Origin of the sequence: Pseudomonas brassicae (genome assembly GCF_010671725.1) — a bacterium.
GTDB classification, from domain to species: Bacteria; Pseudomonadota; Gammaproteobacteria; order Pseudomonadales; family Pseudomonadaceae; genus Aquipseudomonas; species Aquipseudomonas brassicae.
Map to the genome: position 1 here is coordinate 1 of NZ_JAAHBU010000376.1, position 2,489 is coordinate 2,489.

Here is a 2,489-nt window from a genome sequence, read left to right on the forward strand (position 1 = left end):
GGGTCTGGCCGAAGTCTTCGCTCTGGTGCGGCAGGCCCATTTTGGTCGCCGGGTCCCACAGCCCGGCGATACCGATCGTGGTGTTGAGCAGCAGGCGTGCGGTGATTTCCATCGACCGCTTGCCCTTGAACTGCAGCAGGCTGTTGAACAGGTTGGGCACGTCGCCCACGTTGCTGAAGAAGTTGCTTACACCGGTGCGCAAAAAGCTTGGGGTGACGTAGCGGTAGCCATTCACCACCGGCAGCAGCACCCATTGGTCGAAGCGGTAGTTGAAGTGGTAGAGCCGGCGGTTCATCGATTCCAGCGGGTCGTAGACGTTCAGTGCGGTCAGGGTCGAGCGCTCGAACTCACGCTGGTCCAGGCCGGGGTTGAACTTGAGCGCCTTGAGCGGCTCGGTGAAGCCGTCGGATTCCACCACGCTGGCCCGCGGTGGCGTTTCGTCGGCCTGGGCCAGGCCTGTGGCGAGCAACGCCGTCACCATCAGCAGTTGTTTAACCACGGAAAAACTCCAGCATCGCGTCGCTGTTGACGCGGTAGTTGATATTGCCGCAGTGCCCGCCGTGCGGGTAAAGGGTCAGGCGGTCGCCAAAGGTACTACGCAGAAAACCGATGTCGCCAGGGCCGAGGATCACGTCGTCGGCATTGTGCATCACGGCGATCTTGGGGCTGTTGTGCAGGTAGTCCTTGAGTGCGTACAGGCTCACCTGGTCGATCAGTTGCAGCAGGCTGCCACCGTCGGTGCGGGCGCGCCACATGGGGATCACCTGCTCGGTGAGGTAGCAGTCGAAGTCGCATTGCAACGCACGCTTGAAGAACGGCGTGAGGCTGCTGCCTTCGGTGATCGGGTACTTGGGCGGAATGATCAGGCCACGGCGGTTGATCAGGTCGGAGGTGAAGGCGATGTCGGCAGCGGAGAAGCGGAACGAGGTGCCGATCAGCATCGCCATCTGCTCGTTGCTCAGGTGCTGGCGCGACTGCTGGAAGTCGTACAGCAGCGCGTCATTGAGGTCGATGTAGCCTTTTTGCTGGAAGTAGCGGGTCAGCTTGGTCAGCACCAGTTCATAGAAAGTGGTGCTGCTGGTGACGCCCTTGACCTCGGTTTGTACCAGCTTGTCGAGGTTGCTGATGGAGGTGTAGAGGTTGACCGGCGGGTTGAGCAGCAGCACCCGCTTGAAGTTGAAGCTGCGCCGGGTTTCGTCCAGGTGGCTGACGAACGCTGCGTCCAGTGCGCCGAGGCTGTAGCCGGTGAGGTAGAACTCGCTGATCGGCAGGCGCGGGTGCTGGGCACGCACGCCCTGCATCACCCGGTACAGGTCTTCGGCGTCTTCGGCGGTGACGCCGGGGGTGGCGAAGCGCGAGGCGGCGCTGATGAAGTCGAAGCTGGTGGGCGAAGAAAGCTGCACCACATGGTAGCCGGCCTTGTAGTAAAGCCGTTTGAGGTACTCGTTGAGGCTGCTGGTATAGGGCGCGCCAGTGCCGGCGATGAGGAAGATCAGCGGTGCCTCGTGGTCTTGCCGGGCCAGGCGATAGCGCAGCTTTTTCACGGCCCAGAAGTTGTCGGGCAGGATGAACTCGCGTTCCGGGCGGATGTTCAGGCTGTAGTCGGACTGGTTGATATCGTCGTCGGTGGGCAGTTCCGGGCGCAGCTCGGGCGGCGTGGAGGCGATGGTCGCCTCGAAGGGATTGGTCAGTGGGTAACCATAGGTGGCCGCATCGACGTCCACCGCCGAAGCGGCCGCACTCGACAAGAGGCCACCCAGCAGGGCGGCGAGGCGCAGTGATCGAAGCATGACGGATCCCCAGGAAAGGCAAAGCAAAGTGTGTGCTGCAGGCTAGGACACTGGCGTTATCCGCAAAGTTGCCTTGTGCCCCGGCTTTTATTGTCCCGGATGTTGCCGTGCGGGTCTGCGCCGGAGCAACAGCAGGTTTCATTTCTCTTGTGCTTAAAGTAGCTGAGGCTGGCGCTTTTGCCTTGCATAGACGCCTCGGAGGATTATGCTGGGCGCCGATTTCATTGTTTCCGGAGTTGCCATGAACCGCCGTTTGCCGCCGATCGCCTTGCTGGTGTGCCTGTCGTTGTGGGTGGCCGCCTGCTATGGGGTGCGTTACGGCTTCATGGAGGACCCCCGGTGGGTGGGCGTGTGCACCTCGGTGCAGGTGAGCTGGGAATGCCAGCTGCGGGCCACACTGGGCTGGTTGATTCATTTCCGGGTGCTGGGCTGGACGGCCCTGGCCCTGGCCCTGGTGGCTTGCGTGGTGCCACGCCGTGGTGGCTGGCGCTCGTATCGCTGGTATTCGGGGCGGCGGCGTTGGTGCTGTACAACGTTAGCCTGGCGGTGTTTGCGATCGTGCTGGCGGGATTGCGGCTGGTGCGCAGCAGGGCTTGAAACCCAGGTGCGCCCTTCGCTGGCAAGCCAGCTCCCACAGGTACAGCGGTGCTCTTGCGGCCTGTAGAGAACCTGTGGGAGGTGGCTTGCCAGCGAAGGCTG

2 protein-coding genes and 1 pseudogene are annotated in these 2,489 nt (G+C 62.5%); 1 reads left to right on the forward strand and 2 read right to left on the reverse strand.

What is annotated here, in order from left to right:
- Positions 1 to 499, reverse strand: a 499-nt coding sequence (locus G3436_RS22000; protein ID WP_163949426.1) for an MlaA family lipoprotein, incomplete at its 3' end; no start/stop codon positions are given.
- A complete protein-coding gene (locus G3436_RS22005; RefSeq protein ID WP_163949429.1) occupies positions 492 to 1,790 on the reverse strand; it encodes a serine/threonine protein kinase in 1,299 nt (432 codons plus the stop codon). The genes G3436_RS22000 and G3436_RS22005, both read right to left, overlap by 8 nt.
- 241 nt (positions 1,791 to 2,031) lie before the next feature.
- Between G3436_RS22005 and G3436_RS22010 the strand changes: the two are divergent.
- A pseudogene (locus tag G3436_RS22010) lies at positions 2,032 to 2,387 on the forward strand (hypothetical protein).
- Positions 2,388 to 2,489 lie beyond the last annotated feature (102 nt).

Coding starts and splice junctions, on each gene's coding strand:
- G3436_RS22005 (WP_163949429.1), bottom strand. CDS start 1,790: ATGCTTCGATCACTGCGCCTCGCCGCCCTGCTGGGTGGCCTCTTGTCG.